The organism is Dapis hubbardiae BLCC-M172 (genome assembly GCF_050016015.1).
Taxonomy (GTDB): Bacteria; Cyanobacteriota; Cyanobacteriia; order Cyanobacteriales; family Microcoleaceae; genus Trichodesmium.
The window spans coordinates 48172-55687 of sequence record NZ_JBNHEQ010000211.1 but is presented as its reverse complement, the minus strand read 5'-3'; the positions used below and the strand labels follow the sequence as shown (position 1 = coordinate 55687).

The 7516-nt window shown below is 30.4% G+C and carries 4 protein-coding genes; all 4 read right to left on the bottom strand.

From position 1 onward, the window contains the following. Positions 1–373 precede the first annotated feature (373 nt). The 4 genes from ACP6PK_RS19590 to ACP6PK_RS19575 all read right to left on the bottom strand — a co-directional run bounded on the left by ACP6PK_RS19590 (position 374) and on the right by ACP6PK_RS19575 (position 6783). Entirely contained in the window at positions 374–1561 is a 1188-nt protein-coding gene (locus ACP6PK_RS19590; protein WP_426561890.1) for a glycoside hydrolase family 10-like protein, read from the bottom strand. 661 nt (positions 1562–2222) lie between these two features. Next, positions 2223–2648: a hypothetical protein gene (locus ACP6PK_RS19585; protein ID WP_426561888.1), complete on the bottom strand. Its 426-nt coding sequence runs from the start codon at positions 2646–2648 to the stop codon at positions 2223–2225. A 26-nt stretch (positions 2649–2674) separates the two neighbouring features. Beyond that, complete coding sequence (locus tag ACP6PK_RS19580; protein WP_426561886.1) at positions 2675–4927, bottom strand: nSTAND1 domain-containing NTPase; 2253 nt, start codon at positions 4925–4927, stop codon at positions 2675–2677. A gap of 731 nt (positions 4928–5658) precedes the next feature. Then, positions 5659–6783, bottom strand: a complete 1125-nt coding sequence (locus ACP6PK_RS19575; protein ID WP_426561884.1) for a YihY/virulence factor BrkB family protein — start codon at positions 6781–6783, stop codon at positions 5659–5661. Between the last annotated feature and the right edge of the window lie 733 nt (positions 6784–7516).

The following is a 7516-nucleotide window of genomic DNA, read 5'->3' as shown; positions in this document are numbered from 1 at the left end:
TTTATCTGAAAGGCAAAAATTGACTACCTCTAGTTTTTCCACTCCCTCAAGTCGGCAAAATTTCTATCTTTACCCCTCTACTATTTATCTGAAAGGCAAAAATTGACTACCTCTAGTTTTTCCCTCCCCAAAGTCGGGAAAATTTCTATCTTTACCCCTCTACTATTTATCTGAAAGGAAAAAATTTGTCTACTTGAATTCTTTCTCTAGGAAAAAGTCAGAGAAAATTTCTACCTTTTCGACTCTAGTGTTTATCTGAAAGGCAAAAATTTCTCTACTTGATTTATTTCTTTAGGAAAAAGTCAGAGAAAATTTCTACCTTTTCGACTCTAGTGTTTATCTGAGAGCAAAAAAATTTGCTTCCTTCTTTCTTTTAGCTAGATATATGTGGTCTTGAAATCTTTCCCTGAAAGATTTCCTCCAAAGTTCCATTTCTAATATTTTCTGATTCCTTTCCCCACTTCCATAAACTTTCATAGAAAAAGAATGATACTCCGGCAAAATTTCTCTGACGCACAGCTTCTACTTGTTCTTCAATTGTTGTTATGGGAGTCGAATTATTTTTCAAACCACTCAAAATTCCAATGGCAAAAGGAATATGATTTTTAGCTAATTTAACCTCTGTTCGTTCCAACTCATTAATAAAACGTTTAATATCAGGACGATAAACTTGTAAAACAATTTCATCAATCCATTTTTCTGTTTCCCAAGTCAACCAGTCTTGCAAATAAGCAGGTAAAGCAAAGTGCAAAGGATTAGGAGATACAGAAATAATACAGTCTGGTTTTATTGCTTTTATTTCTTTAGAAATTCGCTCTACAAAATCATTAATTTTATCTGCTCGCCAACGCACCCAAAAAGTTTCTTGATAATTGTCAGAAGGTGATAAACCAGGAAGTTCTTTTTCATATAATTTAACTGTAAAATCGTCATAACCAAATTCAGCAGGTAAGCCAAAATGGTCGTCAAATTGAATTCCATCTATATCGTATTTAGTCACAATTTCCATGACTAAATCTAAGATAAATTGTTGTACTTCTGGATGAAAAGGATTAAGCCAAACTCTAGGATATTTGCCTTGCATTTTTATAGTAGTTCCATCCCTACGTTTAGTTAACCAATTAGGATGTAATCTTGCTAATTCTGAATCTGCTGGTGCCATGAAACCAAACTCAAACCAAGGAATAATTGTTAAACCTTTTTCATCTGCTTCGCTAATAATTTCTTGTAAAAAGTCTCGCCCTTGTAAACCAGGTGTAGGGTCTAAAGATTTGCCAAATACTTGTTGTGCTACTTGACTAGGATAGAGAGTATAACCTCCTTGCCAAACAGTTGGATAAAGTGTGTTGAAGTTGAGATTTGCTAAACGATTAACTGATGCTTTTGTTGCTGTAGTGGAAAATAAAACTTCGCTGTCGATATTGGTTATCCAAACACCACGAATTTCTGTTTTTTGTGGGGTTTTGCTAATTTGATTAGAGGCTAATACTAATGTAATTGTGGTGAAAATTGCAATTAGTGTTAAGAGGATGATTCGGTAAATTGATTTTGATTTAGACATGAAATTTTGATAGAGATTGAAATTATTTGTGATTGAGCGTTGGCGTTTCATGTGCGTAGCAAAGCCTAGCTTTAGCTACATCGCTCAGATTCAGATATTGATAATTAATGTAAACATAAATAGTCTTCAAATTAAATACTTGAGGTTCCATTCTCAATATTTTTGATAAGAATGAAAATAAGTATTAGGAGGATAATTTGAGAAATTTATTTGGATATAGACATGATATTTTTATCGGAATTAATTTTTTTTTGAGTAATGTAAGGATTCAGACATTGATAATTAATCTAAACATAAATAGCATTCAAATTAAATCCTTGAAACTCTATTCAAAAAAATTTTATAAGAATGGAAATAAGTATTAGGAGGATAATTTGAGGAATTGATTTGGATATAGCCATTATATTTTTATCGAAATAATTTTTTTTGTGAGCGATCGCTTGCTGTTAATTGGATAGATTAAAAGTGTTAAAGTATCATTATATATATTTAGATAATGGTTATGCAGATCTGAATTTATAGGAGTTAAATTTATTGGTAATTTTCGTAATTATACGATTGTTTAAAATAATCTTCTTTTTGAGGCGATCGCCAAGACTAAATCACTTGATAGTAATCTAAATATAGCCATCAACCTCAAAAAAATGTTGAAGTAAATTCATCAATGACGATATGTTTTTTCTGCTATTATTCCTAGTTTTTTTCCCCTGTTAAGCATTATAGTTAAACGACTTTTTACTGTACTATCACTATATTTATTTTCTAGAAGATGTCTCATAACTTTTATTGGTTTTTCATCTCTAACTGCTGCTTCCCATACTTGATTATAAGGAGCTTTCTCTAACTTTCCTTTGACTTTATTTTTAAGCTCTTCAATAGAATCAAAATTTAATCTATTAGTTTTACTATCGACTAAAGATATAGCAATTAATTGATTTTTGGCTTTCTGTAATTTTTTACCTTCTTTATCTTGAGGTATTTGTTTATCCTCTAATAAATATTCAGCTAATTTTTCTATATCTTCCCAATTGACTCTAGGTAAGAAAATTTCTCTTTGAGAGGTATTGTTTTTTCTATCAGTAAACATCTCCTCAACATTAGCTAAATTTTCTGCTATTTCCTCACTACTTTTTGAACTGTGGGTAAAATTAATCTCTTGCTTTTTTTGTCTTCTATCAAAATTAGAAAATCTGTTAACCATGCTCTGAGATTTTTTGCATGAGAAGACCAAGTATTTTTTCCAGCTTTTCTAAATCTAAGTTTATTTTCTAAGTATTGTGGTAAATCTGAATAGGAAAAAGAACCTTCTTTTTTAACTATATCTAATAATTCTATAACAATAGCATTATTTTTTAACTTACTTTGCACATACTTACCCAAATCACGATTATGATAAATCTTAATAGCAGTTTCGGAGATTACAAATTCATCACCATCTTGTTCCAACAAACCTATCTGTTTTAGATCGTATTTTAGATGATTAACTGTGTGATTATTACCTTTAGGTTTTTGCTTTAAGTATAAGTTTTTAATTTCCTCATTTGAAAAACGTAATTCACTATACTGAGCTTTATTATATTGAATTAAATTATAGAAAAAATCAAGAACTCCTTTTGGGTGAAGACGGTATGTAAATGCTTGGTAAACTTTTGGTAACTTTCCACCTAGATACTCTTTGAAGACATCATTATATGTATCGTATGTATTTCCAAACAATCTTAATATTCTACTTTTTGTTAATTTATCAAGAACATTTCGTAGTAATGTATCTTCATCAAATTCTTTATGAAGTTCAGAAGCAGTCGCAGGCAGTTTAGGTGCTATTCTCAAAAGATAACCTTTTTCTAATTCATCCAATTCTTCTAGTTCTTCATCAAAAAGTTCTTTTAAACCTAGACCAGTATCAAATAAGTCTCCTTGAATTTGTTGATGTTTTTCATAATAGGAAATTAAATGAGTTATAGTTCGCTTAATTAGCCAAGGAAACTTATCAGAAAAGTCATATATAAATGACTTAACCTCATTATTAATTTTTTTGATTGATGTTTCATTAATTTTATTAATTAGTTCTTCTGCCTCTGCTTCAGAAAAGTCATGCAATGGATAAATTTTAGAAAGTTGCTTAATTTTCTCAAGAGATATTTTATTATCATGGTAAGTTAGTAAATCATCTTTCCGACCTATCAGAATAAACAGCTTCGGTTTAAAATCACTAAAAATAGTAATCAAACTTTCATAGCTATTAAATAATTCATCATTATTAAACATTGATTCAAATTGATCGACCATAAAAATCCCACGTTGATTTTTATTGAGTCTATCTATTAACTCTTGCAGTTGCTTTTCAACTCCTTTGTGGTCAGATGCTTGCCATTTTGATTGTGTAAATCTTTGAACCAAATAATAAAGGTCAAAAGTATTTTTTACATCTCTTGCATCATGTAACTCTGTCAAATATCCTTGCTCTTCAAAACACCTATTTAGATATGCGAGTAAAGAACTTTTTCCCACACCAGAACGACTCTTTATTTGCAAAGTGTTTTGTGGGTCTTTCCCTAAACTAATATACTCTTTTATATCTTCAATTAATTCACGTCTACCAATAAAATATTCTGGAGCTGCAGGAGCTTTATAATCAAACCAACCTTCACCTACTTCCAAACCATACTTTATTATTCTAGTAGTAGTAAAATTATGGAATGAATTCCCTGCTATAACTGGTTCTAAACCTTGTAATTCTCGAAGGTTTTGTTGAATTAATTCAAGATAATTTTTATCGTTCAGCCAACTACTATCGTCTCGAAAAATAGCAAATGATGACGCAGTAGCAGATTCAGATGATGCTATTATATATACAAAAAATATACCATAATCTGTAGTGAGTAAATGATAAGATAAAGGATATAAACTTCTAGACTGAATCTGCTTTTCTAGGGATTCTGGATTTGGTAATTTTAATTCTTTGATAATTTTCTTAAGTAACTCTTCCCCAGAAAATACTTTTATTTCTTCAGCGTAGTTTTCTTGGTAGTAATTGTTAACTTCTGCTGTCAGCGAAGTTGTAGAAAGAAAAAGACCTCGACTAGAGTTATCTTTCTTCCAAAATGACATAAACTTTCCACAGAAAGCATTAAACTCTTTACTTTCTATAGTTTGACTAAATGCTTTTGCTTCACCAATTACTTGATTCCCACTTACTCGATGAATTCCTTTTAAATCATATTCTAGTCCCTCTTTTTTTATTCTTGTTTTAATATCGTAACCAGTAGCTTCTAAATATTGAGCAAGAAGGTTTTCAAAGAGCTTGCCTTTGTCATAATTCGCATTCTTATCAGTTTGTGCTGAGTGAAAAAAAAGAAATCCCATTTTGATACCTGAAAATTTTAGAGTTATATAGTAAATTAACTATTAGATGTCAAATTGTTTAAAGATAAAAAATGATTGAGAAAAAATGACTTACTCTCACATAGCCTCATTTATGCTTCCAAGCTATTACTAATATTATAACCTATAGCTAAACTCTATATCTAATCTTCAGTTAATACAAAAAACTATCAAAATTAATTTCGTCTGTGAGGAGTTAAGTAGATGATACTTAAAATTTATCTACTATTTCCTCATAAATTTGACATAATCTAATTATCACTATATTCATAGAGCTAAACTCAATGAGCAAAAATTATAACTTTCTCATTCCCCAATTTTCCTACATTTGTGGCATTCTCACTATTATTACCCTAATAATATGGCTCCTAAGAGGGTGGAAAATTCTCTCATTTTTACCAGGAGGAGTGCTTTTATTTCTAATTTTTCTATCCATAACCACTGGTGTAATTAGTCTCTTACAAAGACCACGCTAACTAAAACCTTTTTGCCATCTTTCCTAATACTCTTCTTCCCCCTCTATAACTTAATAAAGTTCAGATAAGAAGGAAAATCATAAGATATAGAATCATTTAAGATATAGAATCATTAGAGTAGATATTGAGATTACGGAACTACAAAAAAAATCCTTAAGTAACCTGTACATTCATGTACTTTCCTTCTTTCTTCTTTCTTCTTCCTTCCTCCTTCTGCAAAAAATCTTGAACTGAACTTTATTGCTCCATAACTTCACTTTCCCTTGCCATTGCCTCCCCTACTGTGACATTTAATTGTGCCCCAATTAACACTACCAATGAACTAATATATAACCACAATAATAAAATAATAAAAGTACCAATAGCTCCATAAGTTCGGTTATAGTTGCCAAAATGTAAAACGTATAAACGAAATAAATTAGAAGCTCCTGCCCACATTAATGCTGATATAATTGCACCAGGCATAATCGGCGTACCTTTCCTTCTAAAACTCGGACCAAAACGATAAACAAAAGCAAAAGCTGTTGATACTATTCCTAAAGTAATCGGCCATCTTAATTGACTCCAAGTTTCTAATAATTGTGACTTCAAAACACAATTATCAACAGGTTCTTCAAATAAACAATTAGCCACTTGATCGGGAGGACAATTAGGTAGAGTTTCTAATAAACAACTTTGCCGAGCAATCATATCTACAATTAAATCGCTAACTAACACTAAGCCAGAAGCAATAATTAATAGTATTAGAGTTCCAATAGTTAGCCCTAAAGAAACTAATTTTGCTTTCCAAAAAGGTCGTTTTTTCTCAATCGGAACTTGATGAATTTGATCGAGAGCTGCCATAGCAGAACTAAGTACACTAGAAAATATCCAAATCGAACCAATAAAACTGAAAGAAAATATTTCTTTGTTCGGAGAACGCTGAATTTCATCCACAGCCCAACTAATTAAAAACTGCACTTGATTGGGCAGTATATCTATTAGTAAACCTCCCATTTTTAAAAGGGTTAAACTTAAAGATTCAAATAGTCCAATTGCAGAAATTATTGTTAATAAAGCAGGAAATAAAGCAAGCATAGCATTATAAGCCATCTCTGCTGATAAACCTGGTAATCTTTGTTTTCCTGCACAACTAAATACTTCCTTAATAGTCTGAAAGTTTAGATGAAAAATGAATTCAAAAAAGCGAATTATTCGTTTTAATATGTGCTTGACGATCATTTTTAGTATCGTCAATAATACTCTATAAGCATTTTTAGCGATTGGAGTTAATAAATCTAAAAATCGCTGCCTATTTTCGCGGTTTAAAACTTCCCGCAATGTTGCAGAATTAAAGTGACGTAGAAAATGGAAAAAGCTCATAGGGCTTTTAGCTAAAAAGTAATATATATAAGTAGTCAAGTAAAATTAATTATATATTTGGTGGTTAAGTTAAGTAAGTAAGCCAAATTATTTGGGATATACCTATAAATTATAATGGATAATAAATAATTGATAATTAGAGATAGTTTTTATTATCCATTGTTAAAGAGGTAATTCTCCATTATTCATTATCAATTAATTAGCCTATTCTCTACTTCCATGAAAATATCAAATTAATAATGTAAGCATTTCCTGTGGGATACTTACACTAGCACTTCAAACTAACAATTATAGCAATCCTTAATAGGTTTTGAAAAATCAAAAAGTAGATAAAAAAACTGAAACTCACCCCAGTTAAGTGTTCCCTAAAAGCGGTAAGATTTTTATACACAAATAAAATAGGATTGCTATATAAATAAGCAATTTCCAGACTTTTTAGCAAGGTAAATTACTTCCTTTAAGACAAAATTACAAAGTAAGAATCTATAATTAGAACCTAGTAATAAATTTAGGGTGTGGAAATTAAGAGCAAACTAATACCAAATCTATTATTCAAAAGAGCTTTTTGGCAAATGCTGAAACTATTTTTGTAAAAGCTTTTTACCAAAATCAGAAAACACTACAAACTCTAAACCGGATTTAGTATAAGATATTTATGGTTAAAAATTTTAGCTTACAATTGCAAAGGCAATCTTGCAGGGAAACATCACCCGATGAAATGGACACTCTATCA

Coding starts and splice junctions, on each gene's coding strand:
- ACP6PK_RS19590 (WP_426561890.1), bottom strand. CDS start 1,561: ATGTCTAAATCAAAATCAATTTACCGAATCATCCTCTTAACACTAATT.
- ACP6PK_RS19585 (WP_426561888.1), bottom strand. CDS start 2,648: ATGTTTACTGATAGAAAAAACAATACCTCTCAAAGAGAAATTTTCTTA.
- ACP6PK_RS19580 (WP_426561886.1), bottom strand. CDS start 4,927: ATGGGATTTCTTTTTTTTCACTCAGCACAAACTGATAAGAATGCGAAT.
- ACP6PK_RS19575 (WP_426561884.1), bottom strand. CDS start 6,783: ATGAGCTTTTTCCATTTTCTACGTCACTTTAATTCTGCAACATTGCGG.